Source organism: Prolixibacter sp. DSM 2831, assembly GCF_056493735.1.
Genome location: NZ_CM151379.1, coordinates 171,887 through 196,108, shown reverse-complemented (window position 1 = coordinate 196,108; position 24,222 = coordinate 171,887). Strand labels below are relative to the sequence as shown.

The 24,222-nt window shown below is 45.1% G+C and carries 16 protein-coding genes; 6 read left to right on the top strand and 10 right to left on the bottom strand.

Translation table 11 applies throughout. The annotated features are described in order from the left end of the window. Positions 1 to 46 precede the first annotated feature (46 nt). Both AC060N_RS00775 and AC060N_RS00770 read left to right on the top strand, forming a co-directional pair. Complete coding sequence (locus AC060N_RS00775) at positions 47 to 1,171, top strand: efflux RND transporter periplasmic adaptor subunit (RefSeq protein ID WP_479525482.1); 1,125 nt, start codon at positions 47 to 49, stop codon at positions 1,169 to 1,171. A 30-nt stretch (positions 1,172 to 1,201) separates the two neighbouring features. Further along, complete coding sequence (locus tag AC060N_RS00770) at positions 1,202 to 4,675, top strand: efflux RND transporter permease subunit (RefSeq protein WP_479525481.1); 3,474 nt, start codon at positions 1,202 to 1,204, stop codon at positions 4,673 to 4,675. A 426-nt stretch (positions 4,676 to 5,101) separates the two neighbouring features. On the opposite strand, the gene porN is transcribed toward AC060N_RS00770, so the two are convergent. From porN to topA, 7 genes are all read right to left on the bottom strand, one after another. Continuing rightward, complete coding sequence (porN, locus tag AC060N_RS00765) at positions 5,102 to 5,953, bottom strand: type IX secretion system ring subunit PorN/GldN (RefSeq protein WP_479525480.1); 852 nt, start codon at positions 5,951 to 5,953, stop codon at positions 5,102 to 5,104. Positions 5,954 to 6,049: 96 nt separating this feature from the next. Further along, the gene (porM, locus tag AC060N_RS00760; RefSeq protein WP_479525479.1) at positions 6,050 to 7,600 is read right to left on the bottom strand and encodes a type IX secretion system motor protein PorM/GldM; all 1,551 of its coding nucleotides are present in this window, start codon (positions 7,598 to 7,600) and stop codon (positions 6,050 to 6,052) included. A gap of 22 nt (positions 7,601 to 7,622) precedes the next feature. Continuing rightward, the gene (gene porL, locus AC060N_RS00755; protein WP_106541139.1) at positions 7,623 to 8,516 is read right to left on the bottom strand and encodes a type IX secretion system motor protein PorL/GldL; all 894 of its coding nucleotides are present in this window, start codon (positions 8,514 to 8,516) and stop codon (positions 7,623 to 7,625) included. A gap of 31 nt (positions 8,517 to 8,547) precedes the next feature. Beyond that, a complete protein-coding gene (gene porK, locus AC060N_RS00750; RefSeq protein ID WP_479525478.1) occupies positions 8,548 to 9,885 on the bottom strand; it encodes a T9SS ring complex lipoprotein PorK/GldK in 1,338 nt (445 codons plus the stop codon). Between the two features lie 47 nt (positions 9,886 to 9,932). Then, positions 9,933 to 10,874 (bottom strand): PorP/SprF family type IX secretion system membrane protein, encoded by a 942-nt coding sequence (locus AC060N_RS00745; RefSeq protein WP_479525477.1) that lies wholly within the window; start codon positions 10,872 to 10,874, stop codon positions 9,933 to 9,935. Positions 10,875 to 10,998: 124 nt separating this feature from the next. Next, a complete protein-coding gene (locus tag AC060N_RS00740) occupies positions 10,999 to 12,126 on the bottom strand; it encodes an arginase family protein (RefSeq protein WP_479525476.1) in 1,128 nt (375 codons plus the stop codon). Positions 12,127 to 12,231: 105 nt separating this feature from the next. Then, positions 12,232 to 14,661, bottom strand: a complete 2,430-nt coding sequence (topA, locus tag AC060N_RS00735) for a type I DNA topoisomerase (RefSeq protein WP_479525475.1) — start codon at positions 14,659 to 14,661, stop codon at positions 12,232 to 12,234. Between the two features lie 246 nt (positions 14,662 to 14,907). Here topA and AC060N_RS00730 point away from each other — a divergent pair, with 246 nt between their 5' ends. Continuing rightward, positions 14,908 to 17,259 (top strand): penicillin-binding protein 1A, encoded by a 2,352-nt coding sequence (locus AC060N_RS00730; protein ID WP_479525474.1) that lies wholly within the window; start codon positions 14,908 to 14,910, stop codon positions 17,257 to 17,259. Positions 17,260 to 17,320: 61 nt separating this feature from the next. Here AC060N_RS00730 and radA read toward each other — a convergent pair whose 3' ends face one another. From radA to panC, 3 genes are all read right to left on the bottom strand, one after another. Next, the gene (gene radA, locus AC060N_RS00725) at positions 17,321 to 18,685 is read right to left on the bottom strand and encodes a DNA repair protein RadA (RefSeq protein WP_479525473.1); all 1,365 of its coding nucleotides are present in this window, start codon (positions 18,683 to 18,685) and stop codon (positions 17,321 to 17,323) included. A gap of 90 nt (positions 18,686 to 18,775) precedes the next feature. Further along, positions 18,776 to 19,126: an aspartate 1-decarboxylase gene (gene panD / locus AC060N_RS00720; RefSeq protein WP_106541133.1), complete on the bottom strand. Its 351-nt coding sequence runs from the start codon at positions 19,124 to 19,126 to the stop codon at positions 18,776 to 18,778. Positions 19,127 to 19,135: 9 nt separating this feature from the next. After that, complete coding sequence (gene panC / locus AC060N_RS00715) at positions 19,136 to 19,987, bottom strand: pantoate--beta-alanine ligase (RefSeq protein ID WP_479525472.1); 852 nt, start codon at positions 19,985 to 19,987, stop codon at positions 19,136 to 19,138. A 146-nt stretch (positions 19,988 to 20,133) separates the two neighbouring features. Here panC and AC060N_RS00710 point away from each other — a divergent pair, with 146 nt between their 5' ends. From AC060N_RS00710 to glmS, 3 genes are all read left to right on the top strand, one after another. Continuing rightward, positions 20,134 to 20,937, top strand: coding sequence for a glycogen/starch synthase (locus AC060N_RS00710; RefSeq protein ID WP_479525471.1), 804 nt, complete (start codon positions 20,134 to 20,136; stop codon positions 20,935 to 20,937). Between the two features lie 41 nt (positions 20,938 to 20,978). Further along, positions 20,979 to 22,283 carry a DUF4270 domain-containing protein gene (locus tag AC060N_RS00705; RefSeq protein ID WP_479525470.1) on the top strand — a complete coding sequence of 435 codons (1,305 nt, stop codon included), beginning with the start codon at positions 20,979 to 20,981 and terminating at the stop codon, positions 22,281 to 22,283. A 70-nt stretch (positions 22,284 to 22,353) separates the two neighbouring features. Beyond that, the gene (gene glmS, locus AC060N_RS00700; protein WP_479525469.1) at positions 22,354 to 24,192 is read left to right on the top strand and encodes a glutamine--fructose-6-phosphate transaminase (isomerizing); all 1,839 of its coding nucleotides are present in this window, start codon (positions 22,354 to 22,356) and stop codon (positions 24,190 to 24,192) included. The last annotated feature ends 30 nt before the right edge of the window (positions 24,193 to 24,222 follow it).

Below are 24,222 nucleotides of genomic sequence, written 5' to 3'. Positions count from 1 at the left end.
GAACACATACCAGCTTAACGATTTGAAATTGATACAACCCGGAAAGATGAAAAAGCTATTACTGATATTACCACTCGTTGTTTTGATGGCCTGCAGCGCCACTACAACCGAAGAAGGTGACCGCAAAGCCAAAGAACAATTGCTTCAGGATTATCGCCAACAGGCTACGGAACTGAAGCAGAAGATTGCCCAACTGGAAAAGGAACTGGGCACCGAAAAAGTAGATAAAACAATTCCCGTCAAGGTGGATACCGTTGCCCGGAAACTCTTCACACACACCATCGAAGTGACCGGCAATGTAGAAGCCGACGAAGATGTTACGGTGGCTCCGGAAACCGCTGGAAACATTATTTCCATCGATGTAACCGAAGGACAACATGTAAGAAAAGGAACCGAGATGGGCCGCCTGAACACCGAGGCAATTCAGCGAAACATCGAAGATTTGCAGATTCAGCTTGAGTTGGCCAAAACCGTCTTCGAACGTCAGCAGAAACTGTGGGACCAACACATCGGTTCCGAGATCGAATACCTGCAGGCCAAATCGAACAAAGAATCGCTGGAGCGCAAACTGGAAGGACTACAGGCTCAACTCGATATGGCGATTATTAAATCGCCGGTGGATGGAGTAGTCGATCGTATCTACCAAAAGCAGGGTGAAATTGCCGGGCCTGCCATTCCTTTTGCCAAGGTGGTAAACATTTCCAACGTTCGGATTTACGCCGATGTATCAGAAGCCTACCTGACTTCCATTCATGCCGGACAGGAAGTAGATATCAATTTCCCAGCCCTGAAGAAAACAGTCACCGCACCGATTTTCCGGAAGTCGAGCACCATCAATCCCGACAACCGGACTTTCCAGGTCAGGGTTAACCTGAATAATCCCGACAAGGAGATTCGTCCGAACCTGGTTTCGTTGCTGCACATCACCGATTACAAAGCCAACGATGCCATCGTTGTTCCTTCTATTCTAATCAAGAATGATTTCAACGGAAAATACGTATTTGTGGCCGCCCAAAATTCAGGGAAGTGGAAAGCCTCGAAACGATATGTTGAAACCGGTCGCAATAACAACAACTACACCATGTTGAGTAACGGCTTAAAAACCGGCGAAAAACTGATTGTAGAAGGCTACGAACAGGTTGTCGACGGTTCACCCATTTCCATTCATTAATTGCCAAACAACTTGTAACAAAAGATTCCGATGTCGAATATTGAGAACAACAATAATTCATCTAATACCGAGGGTATTCACCGGATTTTCAAGCCGACATATGCCGCTCTTAAGAATAAAACAACGATTTTTATTCTGACGGCAATTCTGGCTGGCTTCGGATTACTTTCGTACCAACAGATGCCACGGGAACTCAATCCGGAGATTGTGATTCCCTATGTGATGATTTCGACCGTCTACCCGGGCAACTCACCGGTCGATATTGAAAACCTGATTACCCGCCCTATCGAGAAAGAGTTGAAAAACCTGAAGGGCGTTAAAAATGTCAGCTCGTCTTCTTACCAGGATATGAGTCTGATTGTCCTGGAGTTTGAAACTGATGTGCCGGTAAAACAGGCATTGCAGAACACCAAGGACCAGGTTGACAAAGCCAAGAGCGAACTTCCCGATGATTTGGATAATGACCCGTCGGTGGAGGATTTTGATTTTGAGGAATTTCCCATTATGAGCATTAACCTTTATGGCGACTACAGTTTGTCAGAGTTGAAGCGTTACGCGGAAAAACTGCAGGATGAACTGGAAGGATTGTCCGAAATATCGGAAGCAGATATCCAGGGAATCGATGAACGGGAAATTCAGATTGATGTCGATCCGTACATGCTCGAAGCTAGTAATGTGAGCTTCCAGGATATTGAAGATGCCATCCGGTTTGAGAATGTGACCATGGGGGCCGGTGAAATGATTTCCGATGATACGCGTCGTTCCATTCGTACGCAGGCCGACTACACCAATATGAATCAGATTCGCAATACGATTGTGAAATCGGAAAACGGAAACGTGGTGTATTTGCGCGACATCGGTAATGTGACCGATGGATTCCAGGAACGGACTACCATATCGCGACTGGACAAAATGCCGGTAGTCAGCCTTTCCATTGTCAAAAAGAGCGGAGCCAACGTATTGGATGCCTCCGACAAAGTTTACCAGGTTATTCAGAAGGCGAAAGATAGCGGGGCGATCCCTTCCGGACTGAATGTCGTGGTGTCTGACGACAGTACAACCTATATCCGCAACCAGATTAACAACCTGGAGAATTCCATTATCATGGGAATGTTGTTGGTGATGTTCATTTTGTACCTGTTCATGGGACCGCGTAACGCACTATTCTCCGGTCTGGCCATCCCGATGTCGATGTTCATTTCGTTCATCATCATCAAGCAGATGGGCTATACGTTGAACTTCATGGTGCTTTTTTCCATGATTCTGGCTTTGGGTATGCTGGTCGATAATGCGATTGTAGTGGTTGAAAACGTATACCGGCTCTATTCCCACGGAAGTGATGCGATGACAGCGACCAAGAAAGGGGTTAGTGAAATTGCCTACCCGATTATTTCGTCAACGGCAACCACACTGGCAGCGTTCTTTCCATTGGTCTTCTGGAAAGGAATCATGGGAGAATTCATGAAATACCTTCCCATCACGCTGATTATCGTACTGACCTCGTCGCTGTTTGTGGCGTTGATTCTGAACCCGGCTTTCACCTCCACTTTTATGAAACTGGAGAATCTGCACGGGAAAAAGAACATGACCAAACTTTGGCGCAATGCAATGATTTTCGCGATTCTTTCTATTCCATTCTATTTCCTTAAAGTGTTTTGGTTTGGAAATACATTGGCTGTCATCACATTGGTCATGCTGGGAAACCATTATATCATGCGTCCATTAGCGAGAGAATTTCAGGAGCATTTTATTCCGCGCATGGAAAAGGCTTATGAAGGAACTCTTCGCTTTGCGCTGAAAGGAAGAAAACCATGGCTCTTTGTAACAGGAACTTTCCTGGTATTGGTTTTCTCCCTCATGTTTTTCATGAGTCGCCAATCAGGTGTCCTGTTCTTCCCGGATGTTGATCCAAGTTCGGTTTATATTACAATGGAACTCCCGGTAGGAACCGATTTGGACCGAACAAATAAAGTGTCGAAACAGGTTGAATCCATTGTCTACAAAACACTCAAACCGTACATGGACATTGTTAAGTCGATCAATACAGTCGTGGGCGTAGGCAAAGGCCAAATGTTAGGTTCGAACCGGGAAACCAACAAATCGCTAACGACTATTTCTTTTAAGGAATTTAAATACCGTCATGGCGAGAATACGTCGGAGATTATGCAGAAGTTGACAGATAACCTGTCGGGATTTGTTGGAGCCAAAATTTCGCTCGATAAAGACGAAATGGGACCGCCCGTTGGAAATCCTATCAACCTGGAAATTTCCGGCGACGATTTCGATGAGTTAATCAAACTTTCGACAGAAGTCAAGTCATTAATAGATGCTGAAAATATTCCGGGAATCGACCAATTGAAAATTGATTTGAATGTGGACAAACCGGAAATGGTAGTGGATGTTGACCGCGATAAAGTTCGCCGGTTTGGTCTTTCGACACAGCAGGTTGCCTACGCGCTCCGGAGTTCACTGTACGGCCGGAAAGTTGGTAAATACAAAGAAGGTGAAGACGAGTACGACATCATGCTCCGGTTCAGGGATAAATACCGGAACAATGTCGCTTCTCTGATGAATCAACGTATCGATGTAAACGGCGGAGGCGACGGTGCCAAAAAGGCCATTCCAATTTCGGCTGTAGCCGATTTCCAGTACGGAACCACCTACGACAAGATCAACCGGAAAGATTTTACCCGTGTTATCACACTCTACTCAGGCGTGAAAGAAGGTTACAATGCCAATGAGATCAATGAACGCATCCGCCAGGTATTAAAAGGATTCGATGTTCCTCCGGGTTACAAAATCGATTTCACCGGCGAGCAGGAAGAGCAAGCCGATACCATGGCCTTCCTTACACAGGCATTATTAATTGCGCTTTCGCTGATTCTGATTATCCTGGTCACCCAGTTCAACTCACTCATCAGGCCGTTGATTATTGTGGGAACTGTTTTATTCAGTACCATCGGAGTATTTCTGGGATTGGGTGCATTCAAAATGCAGTTTGTCATCCTGATGACAGGAATCGGAATTATTTCATTGGCTGGAATTGTAGTGAACAACGGAATTGTTTTAGTCGACTACATCGACCTGTTGCGCCAGCGCCGGAAAGAAAAACTTTCGTACCGGCAGGATGCTTTCCTTGAGATAAAGGAACTACAAGGACTGATTGTAAAAGCCGGAAAAACGAGGCTCCGTCCGGTGTTACTGACCGCTATCACCACGGTACTGGGACTGCTTCCGCTGGCCATCGGGTTGAATTTCGACTTCATTAAGCTGTTCACTTCTTTCGATCCTGACTTCTACGTAGGTGGAGAAATGACTGCTTTCTGGGGACCCATGTCCTGGACGGTAATCTTCGGACTGGTATTCGCGACCTTCCTTACATTAGTGATTGCGCCGGTCATGTACCTGATTACAGTAAAAGTAAACTACACCATTCGGAAATGGCAGGGAAAAATTCCTACTGATTTAATGACTGATGATTACGGTCAGGAATTGATTCAGTAAAACTATATCATCCACGATTCAAGACGATCCGCAAAGGGTCGTCTTTTTTTTTTGAAAGTCCCCGTCATCATTCTTACAATCACAATGAACCACTCACCATTTTAGTGGAAAAACATAACGCTCCAATAAGAAACGTATTAAGCTTCGACGAGAACCGTATAAAGGTGGCAGGGAGAACAGTATAAAGACAGTAGGGATAAACGTACAAAGATTTGACGAGAACAGTATAAAGACAAGAAGAGAAACGGTTCTTTTTTGAGAGTAGCCTTTTCTGGAAGTCATCATCTTATTTCCCAAATGATGATGAAATGAGTAGAATATAAAAGACAGAGAACAGTGCTCTTTTAAAAGCACAAAAACGCCGGAAGAAATATCCTCCGGCGTATATAAACTTGAATGAGACTGCTATTTTATTCTCCGAGAAATTTAATATTCCCAGAGATCCTGTTCGAAGTTGAAAATTTCGTCTTTAATCCGTTTCGACTCATTAGTAGCATACTGTCCTTGAGCATACTGACTAATCGCACGGTTATTGTAAATGTTGGACTCTTTGGTAATATAACTGTCAAATTTTCTTAACAGGAAAATATCGTCGAAACTAAGGCTTCTTGAATCATTGAAGGGATTCAGCACCTCATATTTGGCCAACATCGGACGAATTTCAGGATAGTATACCCAGAATACTTTTCTGCGAAGCGGACGGTCATGATTTACGTCGTCATCACGATAAAATTCCTGAATTGGACAAAAGCCGATAATCCGAACCTGAAGAGTTGATGTTTGCTTATCGAAATACCAAACTTCCTTCACCATGATCTGTTTGATATCCTCGGGATTAATGTCCTGATCGACCTTGACATTTTCCATCTCTCCTGTTTCAAAATTCCTTCGTTCCACCATTTTAGGAACAGCACCAAATGCCTCCTTCACCTGATCGAACGTCATCGGAAGTTTGAACTCATTATCGGTAGAAGCATCGTAAGCAGTAATTTGCCCTTCTTTGATGCCTTTCAACAGAAGATTGATAAGACTCAACCGGCCATGCATTTCACGGGTAGGATAATACAAATCCTGGTTCATCTTCTCCCGCAAGTCAATGATTCTCCAGATGGTTTTTGACCAAAACACATCAGCTTCTCTGACCGCAGGAAGCGGAGCCGGTTTCCGGTCGCGGGTAATCTTTTTCTGGTAAGGACCATCAATAACCTGCGCCGTTGCAGGCTGGGTTGCAGCACAAGCCAGCCCTATTGCAAACAGAATCAAAAATAGCTTTTTCATTCTTCTCAAGTTTGTTCTTCCAAATTAATAATCTACCAGTTAGCGAATCAGTTAAGTATTTCTGTTACTTCCCGTAAATTAGGTTCAGCAGGATGTTTATCTGATTCTGAAACTGATGGCCGAAAGGTTACGGGTTGTCCCGTCTTCTCCTTTGGCTACAATATTTTCAATATACAGTCGACTACCGGAGTTGAGACTTTTCATCAAGTTAATCTGGTCCGGAGTAAACAAATTGCTGTTAGATTTTTTATCCACTACGAAACCTCCCCGTGTGGTTGAAACCACAAATGAGGTTACCGTAAATTTCATATCGAAATCGAAATCGGGAATTTCAGCATAGACTCCCTGTTCGAGTAATAATTCGTTTTTGGTAATCTGACCTTCGTTTTTACCTCCAACGGTAGCCACCGGGTCAGGTACTCTTTTCACCCGGAAATCAGTCGAACCGATTGTCTTCACATGACCATCAATTTCGGCTTTCACCGTAATAACCGATTTCACACCTGGCTTCTTCGGATACACTAAATAATTCCGGCCATTCGACTTCATTGTCGCATTGGTAATCGAAGGAATAACTTTATTTGCGGGAATACCCGGCACCGAAATAGAAACAGGGTTTGCCAAACCTGCGTAGAAGACATTCATTTTTGTAGGAGACACCGTCATCGACGGCTTAGCCACCTGGTATTCACCTTCAAACGGATATTGTCTGATTTGACCCGATGGGCCTTTATAATTAATGTACCCCTTCCAGTGGTGAGTTCCTTCGGTCGTCGCAGGAACCTTATATTCTCCGACTCCTTCACCTTCTAAAACCGGGACTTTTTTACCATCAACCAAAATCTGAGGCTCAGCCGTTGTATCGACAGCAGAAAGGAAAATCTTCGCTTCGTAAGTTCCACCTTCCAATACATAGTCGGTCTTGGGCAATATCTGTGCCTTTAACTTATTGAATTTAAATGAAGTGGCATCGATTTTAGAATACAGGTAGTTGGCCACGTCAGATTCGGTATTACGGATATCACTCTGCATCTTCGACATTAAGGTTACAACAGCAACCAACGGATATCCCTGAAATATAGACTCCTGCCATGAAGGCGAATTACCTTCCACCGGAGGCGGATCGGATGTATTAAGACTACTTTTTATACTTGAAATCAACGCGGTATCTTTGGGATCGACCAACGACAAAAGATACTTGCGATACGATTCTATTGATTGCTTCAATTCTTTACCTAAACGCCCCTGGTGTTTTACCAGCATCAACTCCGGCGCTACCTGGGTATTATCCTTCGACTTAATGTTATGGATATTACCATCTTCACCGTCTGCTGCAACCACCAGCATCTTTTTCAGCTCAGTAATATAATTATAGAGCGAGTCAGTTTTTGCTTTAACGGTTTTCGCCTCCAGATTCAGATTTCCTGATTTTTCCGGATTGTCAAGAGCAGCTTTTGCGAAATCGGCATAAACCCTGGCATTCTTCGAATTGAAATTCTCGATAGTCGTCGATAACCCTCGATCCACAGTTTCAAAAGCATCCAGCACTGATTTATCGACGTTTAGTGCCAACAAAGCCATTAGCACCAGATACATCAGGCTAATCATTCGTTGCCGTGGAGTTTCCGGACAATTTTTTGCACTCATTTCGAATCGAGAATTTGGTGAATTACTTCTTGATATTCATGGCTCCAAGCATATTTCCATATACGTTGTTGAGCGCTTCAAGATTTTTATTTAACTCTTCTGCCTGGGCCTGATATTTTTTAGCCTCTTGTACCGAACTGGACAGTAACTCGTTCATCTGAGCAAAATCCTTATGTACTGAAGAAGCTGTTTCAGCCTGTTTGCGCGCTCCTTCCAACTGTACTTCATAAGAAGCATTCAGTGACGAAAGGTTCGAATTGATGCGCTCCAGTTCTTCGGTATAGTTGCCAGAATGGTCATTTAATACCTTGAAGTCACGTTGGATGGTATTGACAAACTCGTGATAAGACTCAGCCAGTTTTTCTCCTGAGTGAACCACTTTGTTAATAGTACTGTCAACACTCTCACCAGCCCGTGTATTGACTTCAGCAAATATATTCATGGACTCAGATGCAGCGTTCAGGTTCTTCACATATACATCTGTTGCCATTGTAGCAGAAGAAATATCGGCGAAACTTTGTGCCGTGTTGCTCAAATCAGTCAGTCCTTTCTGCAGTTTATTCAGCAACTCAGGCGATATTTCTGTCGATTCCAGGAAGGTATCCATATCGAATGAGCTCTTCGGCTTCCTGTTCAGCGATTCTTCGAAAAGTTCGTCTGCATCCAGATGGGCAAAATCTTCTTTTAACTGCGGATAGACCTTGGTCCAATCCGGCGGCTCGTTTGAAGGTTCAAAAGCAGATAGGAAGAATATCAACGCTTCGGTCGACATTCCAATGGTCAGCATAATCGGACCGCCGGGCCAGTGCTGAAGTTTAAACAGTGCACCCAAAAGCACGATGGCAGCTCCAATACTGTATACATAGTTCATGAAGACCTTCCATCGTCTGGAATGCGTAAAATCGGTCAATCCCATGGCAAAAGCAATTTAATGGTTTAATTCCTTTCTAAAATTCATCTCCAAATGACGATCGTACGCAACGGAATCCGATGTACGATTTCGCTGTATCCTGATACTCATAGGTACGTGTACCTACCTGCAGGAAGTATGAAATATCCTTCCACGAGCCACCGCGAATCACTTTTCTTTTCATCGCCGGCGGATCATCCGGAAGAGCATTATATTCATAGTTCGGATTAAAGTCATTCATGAAGTTATACTCAGCTTCATCATAGGCAGTGATGGTCCATTCGGCCACGTTACCTGCCATATCATACAATCCATATCCGTTCGGATCGTATGTTCCAACTTTAACCGTTGCCAGTCCTTTATCATCGATATAATTTCCCCGCATAGGCTTAAAGTTCGCCAGGAAACAACCTTCCTGAGTACGGGTGTAATAACCTCCCCACGGATACATCGAATTCTGCAGCCCACCACGGGCAGCGTATTCCCATTCAGCTTCCGAAGGCAACCGGTAATCCTGTACAGCATATTCACCTTGTTGTGCCAAAGCTGCATTCTTGTAACGGGTTCTCCAGATACAGAATGCTTTGGCCTGCTTCCAGGTCACCCCGACAACCGGATAGTCGTCGAAACCGGGATGCCAGAAATACATGGTAGCCCAGGGTTCGTTATACGAATAGGTGAAATCTCTTATCCAAACCAATGTATCGGGATACACATTTACCGCATCGCTCATAATAAAGCTGGAACGGCCTTCGATCGGAACTTCCTTACCATCAATATCGTTAACAGTTCCTTTATAACTCTGGGTTTTGTAATCATAAGCATTAGCCCGCTTAGCGGCTTGCTTCAGGTCAACCCAAAAATATTTGTAATTGAGTTTCCGCGTATCGATCTCTTTCTTGCCAAACAAACGATCTTTGGGCGCATAGTACAATCCCGCAAGTGCCTCCTTGTAATCCGGGTCGTTCCAGTCGATGCGCTCGTCCCAGTTTATTGTTGGCGGATCAATCGGATTTCCATCCCGATCTTCCGTGTTCAGGAACTCGTCAAATTGCTGTCCGAGCATCCGACGAGCAATAGAGTCGCGAACCCAGTACACAAACTGCCGGTATTCATTGTTGGTGATTTCCGTTTCATCCATCCAGAATGCATCTACAGAAACAGTTCTTGAGGGAGAGGTCGAATGAGAGATATCCTGATCACTCGGCCCCATCGTAAAACTTCCCCTTGGAACCATGGTCATTCCAAAAGGGGTGGGCTCAAAATACTTACCTCGTTTCCCCACTCCAACGAGTTCACCGTTTGTTCCTCGGTTACAACTACTCAGAGACAGGACGATGGCAACTACACTACCAAAGAAGAATAATCGTCTCATATTATCGTTCATATGTGGCACAAATATTTTCACGCTTCAATGTATTATTATAGAAATCGAACGCTTTTATATTTCTGTTCTCTTCTCCGGTTCAGATTAAACGAGTAAGCGATAAAAAACTCGTGAGAACCCGAACTGTAACGGGCGAGTGGTGAAATGGTCAGATCATAAGAATATCCTACCTTAATCCCATTTCGAAACTCCGTCCCAAGCAAAACAATCACAGCATCATTTAACCGATAGCCCAGTCCTCCCCATACGCGCTTGTTATAGCGCACATTCACATCTACATCGACTTGGTAACTGGCAGCATCTGTCTTAAACAATAACGATGGCTGTACTTCAAATAACGGGTCGGATAAACGAATATTGTATCCGCCCGAAAAATAATAGTTCCTTACCAGCGAATATTTTCCACTCTCTTCGTAAGAATAAACCGCCTGGTTCAGATGTTTCACCGACAATCCCAGGTAGTAATCTTTGTGTTCATAGAATAACCCGAATCCTATATCAGGAACCAAAGCATTTACCTCACTCTGAGGAATTAGCGGATCCCCTTGATCGATCAGGTTAGCTCCGGCATCCGAACTCCAATCAGGCTTGAGGTTTTTATTCATCAAGCCGATGGAAATTCCGGTTCCCAGTTTTCCGTTCCCAACATCTGTACGCCAGGCATACATCAGGCTAACCGAAATATTTTTCTCATAGCCTATCTCATCATTCATTACGGAAAAACCGATACCATCCTCCTGACCGATAAGGCCGACAGTAGCATCTGCATTAAAAACGGTGGTAACTGGTGCTCCTGGAAATCCTACCCACTGAAAACGATTGAGCAATGAAGCATTAATTGCATCACTTTTACCCGCAAATCCCGGATTGATAGTCAAATGATTGAACATGTTCTGACTAAACTGTGGGTCCTGCTGGGCTCTCGCAACGAAATTAACAATAATTAAAAGAAACAAAAATATCAGTATTCGCTTCATAGATTACGTCAACCTTGTCGAATATCCCCTCCTGAAAACAGGTCAAAAAAAGATTAATTCTACCGTTTTTAAATTGCTTAGTCTGTTAAGTTAATAACTCGCTTCTACCACTATTATGGTTTGGTTATATTTCATTCACACCCCAATAACGAATCCAACGTTCGGGGATTTCATTTTTCTGCGCCAAAAGGTAATCATTTTCAGAACAGGCAATTCGAACTTCTTCATTCTTTTTCGAATTTACCTCCATCCACCATCTTCCGGTAACGGGATGCTTTAGAAAAGCAATGGGCTCATCCAGCCCCTCAACCGGAACCATGAAATGTAAAAATTCCGATGCTTCTCCCGCTGGCTCTTCATCTTTCTGCACAATTGCTCCTTTCAAAAAATACCAGCTAACCTGAGCAGCCATTACAGCTCCCCAACGTTGTAAATCGAGCGAGGGGCTATAGCCAAAAATACCGGTCATATTCAGCTTCGTACTCATTCCGGCATACCATGCCAACTGGCAAGCCTCCTCTCCATAAAGTCCGTTGGGAGACAACCGCTGCTGACCGGGCGCTTCGTGGGCTTTCAAGGCTCCGAAATCAAAGCTAATCACATCGGCCTCCCGCAACATTGGTTCGCTTTCGCGAATATTTTCACGTAAGTCGCCCAGTGGCAATTGGAGGCCCCGATGTTGTTTGAGTAGATCATCTGTCTTGTCCGATGGCGAGAAATAGGCCTGCGTGCCCAATAACCGAAGAGTAGTGCCAGTCGTTATTTTTTCCAGGAAATTCTCGTCCGTACCGAACTCTTCACCAGCCTGATAATCGGGCCGGTCATCGATAACCGTCAACGTTTGCCGTTTGGTCGGCCTGCCCTCCAACAAAGGCAATGTTAAGTCCTGACTTCCTCCTAAAACCAACACCTGCAAACCTTTCGACACAAGCGACTCAGTGACCATCCGAACGGCCGCATACGTATCAGCAGGTGTATTTCCGGGGCGAACATTTCCAATATCTGCAATCAACGAAGAATCGCCAACAGCTGTCAACTGGTATAGTTGCTCGCGAATCATGTCGGGAGCATTTTCCAGTCCTTCGAACCGGGATAAACGACTTTCCGGAATACCGAGAATTACCACTTTCAACTTCTCGTTCTCCTCCCAGGGTTCAGCCTGAATCAATTGCTTTCCCAGGGAATCAGAAGCTCCCTGAAACAATCGAACCACAGTCAACTCGTTAGCCGGAATAAGCAGGTCGTTTAACATAGGCAGCAAAATACGAAATCTGGAATTTGTTTGGTAGTAAAGCGGTAATATTAATTCAGTATAAAAAAGGGCAAACTCCATAAGTGTTTGCCCTGACTTCGTTTCTTACTTTGTTTTCTTCTTCGTCGTTTTCGTCGACTTTGTTTTTGTCTTCGAAGCGGTTGTTTTCTTTTTGGTTGTGGTGGACGCCTTTTTCGTTGCCGTCTTTTTGGCTGCTTTTTTTCCTGAGGCGGGACCTTTCTTTATAATTTCCTGACAATCCTCAAGTGTCAGTTCCTCAGCTTTAACATTTTTGGGTATTTTGTAATTCTTCTTATCGCTCGTTATATAAGGTCCCCAACGGCCTTGCAGCACCCTGATTTCAGGCTCCTCTTCGTCGAATACTTTGATAATCGCTTTCCGATCCTTCTCCCGCTTCTCTTCGATGAGTTCAATCGCCCGATCCAGATCAATCGTATGCGGGTCATCTACATCCTTTTTCAACGAAACAAATTTCCCGTCGTGGCGCACGTAAGGACCGAACCGGCCAATGCCGATCACTACTTTCTTTCCTTCGTACTCACCCACATCGCGGGGAAGTTTAAACAGCTCGAGAGCCTCTTCCAGCGAAATAGTCTCAATACTCTGCCCACTGCGAAGACTGGCAAACTGAGGTTTCTCCTCCGATTCCTCTGACGCTTCACCGAGTTGAGCAAATGCACCGTAGCGACCAATTTTAACAGACACTTCTTTTCCGGTAGCCGGGTCATTACCGAGGATACGTTCTCCACGGGTCCGTTCCGAAACATTGAGCACCTCTTCGATATTTTCATGGAAAGGCCGGTAGAATGCATCGATCATTTCATACCATTGCAAACCTCCAAGTGCAATATCATCGAATTGTTCCTCAACCGAAGCAGTAAAGTTGTAATCCATGATGCGCGGGAAATACTTCATCAGGAAGTCATTCACCACCAAACCAATATCAGTCGGGAAGAGCTTGGATTTTTCAGCTCCGGTAATTTCTGTTTTTTCTTCTTCCTGAATATTGCTGTCTTTTAACAGAATCGTTTTATATTTTCTCTCAACGCCCGGACGATCTTCCTTCACCACATAATTCCGGTTCTGGATGGTCGTGATAATCGGGGCATAAGTTGACGGACGTCCGATTCCCAGCTCTTCCAGCTTACGCACCAGACTTGCTTCCGTATAACGTGGTGGCTTCAGGGTAAAGCGCTCCGAAGCGATAATATTATCGAGATCCAGTTTCTGTCCTTTATTCAGCGGCGGCAACAATCCCTTCTGCTCCTCATTCTGCCCTTCATCGTCCGTCGATTCCAGATATACTCCAAGGAAACCATCAAATTTCAAGACTTCACCATTGGCTACAAAATGCTCTTTAGCGCCAGAAACATCAATGGTAACAGTTGTCTTTTCCAGCTCGGCATCCGCCATTTGCGAAGCGATGGTACGTTTCCAAATCAGGTTATATAACTTCTGTTCCTGCGGTGAACCGGAAATATTTTCTTTCCTCAAATCGGTCGGCCGAATGGCTTCGTGCGCTTCCTGTGCACCTTTCGCTTTGGTTTTAAATTGCCGTGTTTTGACATATTTATCACCGTATAGCTCGGAGATTTTTTCTTTTGCCGAACCGATAGCCAGTTTCGACAAGTTCACCGAGTCGGTACGCATGTAGGTGATTTGTCCCGCTTCATATAGTCGCTGAGCCACCGACATCGTCATACTTACCGGGAAACCCAGTTTTCGGCTGGCTTCCTGCTGCAATGTAGATGTAATGAACGGCGGTGCCGGTGATTTTTTAGCCGGCTTGGTAACCACATCAGCAATATCGAAATCAGAAGCACCGCATTTTTCCAAAAACGCTTTGGCTTCTTCGGCCGTATTGAAACGCTTGTCGAGTTCGGCCTCGAGCGGTGCCAATCGTCCATTCCTATCAGGAACCATGAACAGAGCCCGGACGCGGAAAGAGGAAGTACTAACAAATTTGTTGATTTCGCGCTCTCGTTCAACAATCAGACGAACCGCTACTGATTGCACGCGACCAGCTGAAAGCGAAGGTTTCACTTTTTTCCAAAGTACGGGCGAGATTTCAAATCCGACGAGTCGGTCAAGTACGCGACGAGCCTGTTGTGCATCCACCAGGTTTTTATCCAGTTTCCTCGGGCTTTCAATCGCCTGAAGAATGGCATCCTTGGTAATCTCGTGAAAAACAATCCGGTTGGTGCTACCCGGATCAAGTTTCAACACTTCCATTAAGTGCCAGGCAATAGCCTCTCCCTCGCGGTCTTCATCGGATGCGATCCAAACCCGCTTCGAGTTCTTCACCATCTTTTTCAGTTCGCTGACGACTTTCTTCTTGTCGTCGGAGACAATATACCTGGGCTGGTATTTATTTTCGAGGTCTACACCAAAATCTTTCTTGTCCAGATCGCGGATGTGTCCAAAACTCGAGGTAACCTGGAAATCTTTTCCAAGAAATTTTTCTATCGTTTTTGCCTTTGCAGGCGACTCGACAATAACTAGGTTTTCTTCCATCTTCCTTCCCGATAATTATGCATTATGCAGTGAAAACTATGCAAAGTAAAGGAAATCACGACCTATGTTCAAAATTTTTCTTCGCTTCTTTATCAAACTGGCACGGTTTTTTATTGATTGAATCTGCTTGAAAACGTTTATTTTCATCAGAATTACCATCATCTTCCACCTGTTTGATCTTGAGATCAGTTTAACGGAAGGAACATTAATTTTATATCTTTGTCCGTGTTCACTAGGATTGGCGCCATGACAGAAAATAAAAAACCATTCAGAAAATATCTCATAGCGTTCTGGAGTTTGTATGCTCTGGGCGTACTGGGAGTTGTGATTCTGTTTACTCTGATTGCAAAAGGAGATTTGGGCTTCATGCCTACCTTCGAAGAATTGGAAAACACAGAACCAGCTCTGGCTTCGGAAGTTTATACGCACGATGGAGAAGTGCTTCGGAAATTTTTCAAGGAAAACCGTACCTATGTACGTTTCGAGGATTTGAGCCCTAATATCGTCAATGCCCTCGTAGCCACCGAAGACGTGCGTTTCTACCAACATTCAGGAATTGACTTGCGCGGTCTCTTCCGCGTAGCCAAGGGAATTCTCACCGGAAATGAAAGTGCCGGTGGAGGTAGTACAATTTCGCAGCAGGTAGCAAAAATGCTCTTCCCGCGGGAACGATACGAAAATAAACTCGATTTCGTTATCCGGAAATTCAGGGAATGGGTAATTGCGGTAAAACTGGAACGGAGTTTCACCAAAGAGGAAATCCTGACCATGTACCTGAATAAATTCGATTTCCTGAACCTGGCAGTCGGCGTAAAATCTGCAGCTCAGATTTATTTCAACACAACACCCGACAGCCTCAATGTTGACGAGGCGGCTACGCTGGTCGGCATGGCCAAGAACCCGTCGCTGTTCAACCCGGTTCGCAGGCCGGACATGGTGCGTGGGCGAAGAAATGTTGTGCTTTCGCAGATGACCAAATACGGTTATCTGACGCCGGCCGCATACGATACGCTAAAAACCAAGTCGCTCGACTTAAAATACAAGAGAGAAGATTTTAAAAGCGGCTCCGGTACATATTTTACTGAATACTTGCGGGTGATCATGACCGCCTCAAAACCAGACCGTAGTAATTATGCTTCGTGGCAAGACGAAAAATTTAAAGAAGATTCCATTGAATGGGAAACCAATCCGTTGTATGGCTGGTGTTCCAAGAATCTCAAGCCGGACGGGACCAACTACAACATCTACAACGATGGATTGAAAATTTACACCACCATCGACTCGCGCATGCAACGGGATGCCGAACAATCGGTGGTAGAGCACTTAAGTACCGATTTGCAGCCCACTTTCTTCAGCAAGCTGAAAGAACTCAAGCATCCTCCGTTTTCGGATGACCTCTCTGTAAGTCAAATTGACGACATTCTCGATAGGGAAATTCGAAAAAGTGAGCGTTACCGCGTGCTTCATGAGCGAGGACTGAACTTCAAAGAAATCAAGAAAAACTTCAATAAACCGGTTGAGATGAACGTGTTCTCCTGGAAAGGTGAAGTAGACACGACCATGACGCCGCTTGATTCGATTAAATATTATTTGAGCTATCTCCGGTCGTCGATGATGACAATGGATGTGAAAACCGGAGCCGTGAGAGCTTACGTAGGCGGCCCTAACTACAAATATTTCATGTACGACATGGTGACCGGCGGAAAGCGTCAGGTAGGTTCAACAGTGAAGCCCTTCCTCTACACGCTGGCCATGCAAAACGGATATTCGCCTTGTACGCTGGTTCCGAACACAGAGCAGACATTCTATTTGCCCGATGGAACTACATGGACTGCCAAAAACTCTTCGTCAGAGCGCGAAGGTCAAATGGTAACATTGAAATGGGGATTGGCTAATTCGGTAAACCAGATTTCGGCCTGGATCATGAAGAAATTCAACCCGCAGGCCATGAAGAATGTAATGCGAAAAATGGGCATTATTAGTCCCATCGATGCAGTACCTTCGATGTTCCTCGGAACTTCTGATATTTCGCTGTATGAAATGGTCGGGGCTTTTGGAACGTTCGGAAATCACGGGGTTTATACCAAGCCTTATTTCGTCGATCGGATTGAAGACAAGGACGGTAATGTGCTGGCGCGGTTCACACCTCAACAGCACGAAGCCATTGACCAGAAAACGGCTTACCTGATGCTGAACCTGATGGAAGGAGTTGTCAATGAGGGAACAAGCCAGCGTTTGCGATGGCATCCGGTTTACGGACATTTAACCGCCGACATTGCCGGAAAAACCGGAACAACACAGAACCAATCGGACGGTTGGTTCATTGGTATTACGCCGGAATTGGTTACGGGTGTCTGGACCGGAGCGGACTTACGAAGTATCCACTTCAAAGGCATTCACTTTGGTCAGGGAGCTAACATGGCACTTCCGATTTACGGCCGTTTCATGAATAAGTTATATTCTGATTCAACACTGAATTTGTCGCAGGATACCAAATTTGACCGTCCACCGAACTTCAATATCAACCTCGATTGTGACGAGGTGAATAAGAAGAACAGTCAGAAAAATCAGACGACAACGCAAGATGACTTCTTCTAAAAGCAAAAGAATTTTCAAATAAATCAGAAATAAAAAAGGCGGAAATAACATTCCGCCTTTTTTATTTTCGTTGACTGAAAACCATTCGGACCATCTTCTCAATCCGGTCTACCTGGTTAACCTGTATTTTAAATCGGGAAAAATCGACTCCCTTGTTGTATCTCGAAATATAAATTTCGCTGAAGCCTTGTTTTTCGGCTTCGGTAATGCGTTGCTCAATCCGGTTCACCGGGCGAATTTCTCCGGTCAAACCAACCTCACCCGCAAAGCATGACTGTTTACTTACCGGAATATCGAAATTAGATGAAAGAATCGATATTATGACTGCCAAATCCATGGCTGGGTCATCAACGCGCAGACCGCCGGCAATATTCAAAAACACATCTTTGGCCATCAGTTTAAAGCCAGCCCGTTTTTCCAAAACCGCCAACAACATGTTCAACCGCCGCAAGTCGAAGCCAGTGGCCGAACGCTGCGGTGTTCCGTAAGCTGCCGAACTAACTAATCCCTGAACTTCAATCATGAACGACCGCATTCCTTCTATAGACGCTGCAATACTCGTTCCGCTCAGTCCGTCATTGTGCTGCAGCATCAACATCTCTGATGGATTGGAAACAATGCGCAGGCCATCCTGCCGCATTTCGTAAATTCCCAACTCAGAAGTGGAACCGAACCGGTTTTTTACTGAACGGAGGATGCGAAATAAATAATTCCGGTCGCCTTCAAATTGTAAAACCGTATCGACGATATGTTCCAGTACCTTTGGTCCGGCCAGATTTCCGTCTTTCGTAATATGTCCAATTAAAATCACCGGAACATGGGCAGGTTTCGCCGTTTTCATTATGGCTGAAGCACATTCGCGGATCTGCCCTACGCTCCCCGGCGCTGATTCCAGACCATCTGCTGTTAGCGTCTGAATGGAATCCATTATCACCAAATCGGGCTTTTCATTCTCGATGTGCGCCAGAACACTTTCCAGCGAGGTTTCGCTGAGAAAAAGACAATCAGTACTGTCTTGTTGCAATCTCCTGGCCCGCATTTTCAATTGCTGCAGACTTTCCTCACCCGAGATATATAAAACTTTTTTATCCTTCAATGCCAAAGCCACCTGTAACACCAGCGTCGATTTTCCGATGCCCGGTTCACCACCAAGAAGAATCAAACTTCCGGGTACCAAACCACCGCCCAGCACTCGGTTCAGTTCACTGTTGCAGGTATCGATGCGCTCCTGCTTACCGCTGGTAATCTGGTCGAGGCGCAACGGACTGGAAGAACTTCGGGCTGTAGCCTGCACGGGCTGTTTGTTTTTTACCACGATTTCTTCCACCAGGGTATTCCACTCTCCGCAGCTGTTGCATTGCCCCATCCATTTGGGCCATTGGGCTCCACAGTTCTGACAGGTATAAACGGTTTTGGCTTTAGCCATTTTCAGGGATTTTGAAGTTGATATGTACCAAAATTAAAAAACCCCGCGGGAAAACCCACGGGGTATCGGTATGGAAAATGTTTTTATTGCTTATACCAGTTTATTGGTTTCCGTATCCGGAAAAACCAGACTGGGTTTCCACTTTTTCGCTTCTTCAAAATCCATGGTCGCGTAGGAAATGATGATAACAACATCACCAACAGCCACCTTACGGGCAGCCGGTCCGTTCAGACAAACTTCGCCTGAACCACGCTCACCTCTGATAACGTAGGTTTCGAGCCGCTCGCCATTGTTAATGTTAACGATTTGCACCTTCTCGTTCTCAATCAGGTTGGCCGCATCCATCAGATCTTCATCAATGGTAATGCTCCCCACATACTGCAGGTCGGCAGCTGTAACAGTTACCCTGTGAATTTTGGATTTGCAAACTTCAATATTCATCACCTGAATTTATTGTTTTTCAAGAATTACATTATCAATTAACCGGACTTTACCGGCATGTACCGCAATGCAACCTACTTTCACGGTAGGTTCGTCCCACGCTTTTACAGGCTGAAGGTAGTTATCATCAACTATCTCAAAATATTCAACCTCCAACAAAGGACTATTGTTTATTTTTTCCTGCACCCATGCTTTAAGTTCTTCTACGCTTTTTTCACCGACCAGTTTCTTTGCTTCGGAAAGGGTTTGTGAAATCAGCGGAGCTGCAGCCCGGTGTTCCGGCGTCAACAGTTGATTACGGGAACTCATGGCCAAACCATCGGCTTCGCGAACAATTTCGCAGGGCACAATCTCGATATCATATTGCAATTGGCGTACCATTTCCTTGATAATGGCCAGTTGCTGGAAATCTTTCAGTCCAAAGTAGGCACGATGCGGCATTACCACATCAAAAAGCTTGCTGACAATTTGACCGACGCCATTAAAATGGCCAGGCCGAAACTGACCTTCCATAACCGTTTCCAGGTTTCCGAAATCAAATTGGCGGTTATCGGGTTCGGGATACATTTCTTTCACCGAAGGGGCAAAAATCAATGGATCGCCAACCGTTGCCAGCTTTTTCATGTCCTCTTCCAGCGTCCTTGGATACCGTTCCAGGTCAGCCGGGTCGTTAAACTGTGTGGGATTAACAAAAATCGAAACCACCACCACATCATTCTCTTTTCCGGCCTGGCTGACAAGCGAGAGATGTCCCTCGTGAAGTGCTCCCATCGTAGGCACAAATCCGATGCTTTCTCCCTGATTACGAATGGCATCCAATGCCTCCGTCAGCGCTTCCCGGGTCGTAAAAAGTTCCATCATTTCATTTGGTTACAGCGTGCAAAGTAACGAAATATATACACACGATAAAACACCCTTTTGCTCCTTGCAGACAGGGCTCTACCCCTTCCGGCGTTGAATATCTGAGGTATTTTTTCTATTTTTGCAGGACAAATTCTCAAAAGATCATGGAAAAAAAGAAGGTTTTATTCATCTCTCAGGAAATTACCCCCTATCTACCTGAAACAGAAATTTCGCAAATCAGTCGTAACTTACCACAGGGTATACAGGAGAGAGGTAGAGAGATACGGACCTTTATGCCACGATACGGCAGTGTGAACGAACGCAGAAATCAGCTTCATGAAGTGATCCGGCTTTCAGGGATGAACCTGGTTATCAACGACACCGACCATCCGTTGATCATCAAAGTTGCCTCAATCCAGGCGGCCCGCATGCAGGTCTATTTCATCGACAACGAAGACTATTTTCACCGGAAAGCCAAGTTTGCCGATTCCAAGGGAAAAGAATTTGAGGACAACGATGAACGCGCCATCTTTTTTGCCCGTGGGGTATTGGAAACCGTAATCAAGCTGCGGTGGGCTCCCGATTTGATCCACTGCCATGGATGGTTCACCGGACTGGTACCGTTGTTTATCAAAAAGATCTATAAAGACAATCCGCTTTTTGCCGACTCCAAAGTCGTCTACTCCGCTTATAACGACGGGTTTAAAAATCCGCTCAACAGCCAAATCGTTTCAAAAATTGCCGAGGATGGGATCCCGAAAGAAGATATTTCCGTTCTGTCCGATCCTTCCTTCGTAAATTTGAGTAAACTTGCGGTAGATTATTCTGACGCAACCATCAAAGGGAGTGAGAGCATCAATGAAGAAGTTGAAAGTTACATGAAGCAGTCAGGAAAGCTGTTTCTCGATTATCAACCAGCTGATACATTTATTGATGCTTATTCAGAGTTTTACGACAAAATTTTATAATTTCCGCGTCTCTTTCAAAAACTATTAAAAACGGAAATACTTTGACACACAAATATTTTTTCAAGCCCGGGGGGGTGGTGATCATGTTGGCCCTCACCCTGATGATGTTAGGAGGATGTAAAAAGAACGATGAGTCACTGGGTCTTGATTTGCTCCCCGGAAGTAACATAATTGATTCCCGTTACAGCAACGAAACCGGAACGATTTCTTCCTACACTTTTACCGACACTAAAATAAGGGTAGATAAACCCGATTACAACGTTTTCGGAAGTTTTAACGATCCACTGTTTGGACGGACTACCGCCTCGTTTGCAGCACAATTCCGCTTGCCTTATTACCCGTCATACGCACAGGACGCGGTTCTTGACTCCGCTGTTGTGAGTCTCGTTTACCGGAAGGTTTACGGCGATACCATTACACCACAGGAGGTGAAAGTGTACAGATTGGTTCAACCACTCAATTTCGATGCCCAGTACCTCTCCTCGTTCGATCCAAAAACATTGACGAATGATACGGTTATCGGAATGGCAGACTTCACGCCGAAATTCAGGACCGATTCAACCGGCCAGGATACCACCGTGCAACAGATTTCAGTTCGGCTGAACGATAATATCGGCAATATGCTGTTAAAAGCCGATTCTCTGGACATGATTAACAACGATGCGTTTCTTAACTTTTTCAAAGGTTTATATATCGAATCGCAACCGCTGCAAGCTGGCGGGGGACTCGTTTACCTGAGATCACATGCATCGTTGCTCAATCTCTTTTATCACACTGCAGACGCTGACAGTTTGGTTTTCTCTTACCAACTCACAACGAACTCGGCTGATGTTCCGTATTTCGAACACGATTACTCCAACGCATGGTTCGCAGACCATCTGAATCAGGAAAATGTGGAGGATTCTCTGGTTTTTGTTCAGCCAACAGGCGGAACAAAGGTGAAGATTGACGTTCCCTCTCTAGACAACTGGACCGACTCGACCAATTGTATGATTAACAAGGCGACACTGACCTTTCACGCTGATACAACGATGTCGGATTTCCACCAATATCCCATGCCCAGTCAGCTGTTTCTAAAGACCATTCAAGAGGATGGAAGCGAAGCATTTCCGATCGACAGCCAACTGTCTTTAGCTTACTATGGCGGTGTGTACAACGTAACAGATGCTACGTATACCTTCAATATTACTCAGCACTTGCAGCGAATTCTTGACGGAACCGTTCAGAACTTAGGCTTTTACCTGGTTTCTGCCACCCGAAAAAATTCAGCTGACCGAGTTGTATTAAAGGGAAGTAATAGTTCGCAACCGATACAATTGGAAATAAACTATACACGGTATAAATAATATACCGTTACAGTTGTCCGTTGTTTCCTTGATTGACAGATAATACTTTTAACCTCAAAAGAAAAAAATTATGTGTGGAATCGTAGGCTACATTGGCGACAAGAATGCTTACCCCATTTTAATTAATGGATTGAAAATGCTTGAATACCGGGGATATGATTCTTCCGGTATTGCTCTTTTAGGAGACGAGCAACGTGTGTACAAATGCCAGGGCAAAATTGCCAATCTGGAAGAGTTGGTCTCTGACAAAGATACCGGTGGAAAAATCGGCATAGGTCACACCCGTTGGGCAACTCACGGTGAACCAACCGACCAGAATGCTCACCCTCATACCTCTATGAACGGACATTTTACCCTTGTTCATAATGGTATTATTGAAAATTACAGTAACCTGCGCAATGATTTAAGCGAACTTGGTTACAAATTTCAATCGGAAACCGATACAGAAGTATTGGTCAATTTGATTGAGTATGTCTACCTGAATAGCGAAGAAAAATCAGCGGAGATTGCCGTTCGTGCTGCACTGAAAAAAGTGGTCGGTGCTTACGGAATCGTTGTTGTCTGCAAGGAAGAACCGAACAAACTCATTGCCGCACGCAAAGGTAGTCCGCTGGTTATTGGTATCGGCAACGACGAATATTTCCTGGCATCCGATGCGACGCCGATTGTTGGTCACACCAACCAGGTTCTCTACCTCAACGACCACGATGTTGCTATCATTGAGCGTGGAAGTCTCACGTTGAAAAATATTAACAACGACCCGCTGGTAGCCAAAATCAAGCAGGTTGATTTGAGCATAGGCGAACTGCAGAAAAACGGTTACGACCATTTCATGCTGAAAGAAATTTTCGAACAGCCCAACACCATTGAGCAATCGTTCAAAGGCCGTATTAAAACTGACAATAGCGATATTGTTTTAGGTGGCCTTCATAATGTGATGCCCAAACTGAAAGAAGCCCGCCGCCTCATCATCATTGGTTGCGGTACTTCGTGGCATGCCGGTCTGGTGGGCGAATACCTGTTCGAGGAGTATTGCCGTATTCCGGTAGAAGTGGAATATGCTTCAGAGTTCCGCTACCGCAATCCCATCATCGACGAAGATGACGTGGTCATTGCCATTAGTCAGAGCGGCGAAACAGCCGATACCCTGGCCGCAGTTAAGCTGGCCAAAGAACGCGGAGCAACAGTTTTGGGTATTTGCAACGTGGTGGGTTCATCTATTCCACGGGAAACCGATGGCGGAGTATACATTCACGCTGGTGTTGAAATCGGAGTGGCTTCGACCAAAGCATTTACGGCTCAGGTCACCATCCTGACCATGATGGCAGCTCTTCTTGGTAAAGAAAAAGGCCGGCTGAGCGTGGAAGATTATCGCGTCATTATCCAGGAACTTTCAGAGGTGCCTGAAAAGATCAAAACCATCTTGCAAAGCACTGACCACATCCGGAAAGTAGCCGACAAATACAAAGACGCTGTTAATGCATTATACCTGGGACGTGGCGCATTGTTCCCCGTGGCCCTGGAAGGCGCATTGAAACTGAAAGAGGTTTCTTACCTGCATGCCGAAGGTTACGCTGCCGCAGAAATGAAACACGGTCCGATTGCATTGGTCGATGACAACCTTCCCGTTGTGGTCGTCGCTGCCAAAGACCGTTACTACGAAAAAGTGGTTTCCAATATTCAGGAAGTAAAAGCAAGGAAAGGAAACATCATCGCGGTGGTGTCGGAAGGTGATACGCAGCTCGATAAGATGTGCGACGACGTTTTCGAGATTCCTCGTTCGCACCCGGCCGTGGCGCCACTGCTGACCATCATCCCGTTGCAGTTGTTTGCCTATTATGTTGCCATACTGCGTGGAACAGATGTGGACCAACCGCGGAACCTGGCCAAATCGGTTACAGTAGAATAAACGAAAAAAGATATCAGCAAAGCCGGCAAG